This is a genomic window from Protofrankia sp. CiP1_Cm_nod2 (assembly GCF_920664355.1).
Classification (GTDB): domain Bacteria; phylum Actinomycetota; class Actinomycetes; order Frankiales; family Frankiaceae; genus Protofrankia.
In genome coordinates this window covers 2713-3257 of record NZ_CAKKTL010000395.1, presented here as the reverse complement: position 1 = coordinate 3257, position 545 = coordinate 2713, and the positions used below count along the sequence as shown (strand labels likewise).

General features: G+C 80.2%; 1 pseudogene. It reads right to left on the bottom strand.

What is annotated here, in order from left to right:
- Positions 1–545: pseudogene (locus tag NBW84_RS23875) on the bottom strand (hypothetical protein); the annotation flags it as partial.

Here is a 545-nt window from a genome sequence, read left to right as displayed (position 1 = left end):
GCGCGGGCCTGCTCGAGCGCCCCCTGCGCCTGCGCCCGGGCCGCCGCGGCCGCGTCGCGTTCGGCCTCCAGGGCGGTGATCCGCTCCTCCAGCGTGTCGACCACGCCGACCGCCTCGGCGGCGACGGCCTCCGACTCGTCCCGGACGGCCTGCGCCTCCCGGGCGGCCTGCTCGGCGCGCACGGCCCGGGCGATCGCTTCGGCGACGCGCTCGGCCGCCTCCGCCTCGACCGTCTCCACCCGCGCCTCGGTGGCGGCTATGTCACCGAGAGCGGTCATCTCCCGGGCGAAGGCGTCCAGCGCCTGGGTGAGGCTGCCGGCCAGCGCGGTGATCTGCTCGGCCAGCGCGTCGGCCCGCCCCCGCGCGCCCACGGCGCGCTCCGAGCCGGCCCTGCCGACAGCTGTCCCCGCCCCGGCCGCTCCCGGCCCGGACTGCCCGGCGAGCTCCCGTCGACGACGGTAGGCCGACAGCCGGTTGTGGACGGGATCGTCGCAGTACGCGGGCGGACGCCCCGGCCCGGCCGGCGCGCTCGGCGGCTGGCCGCA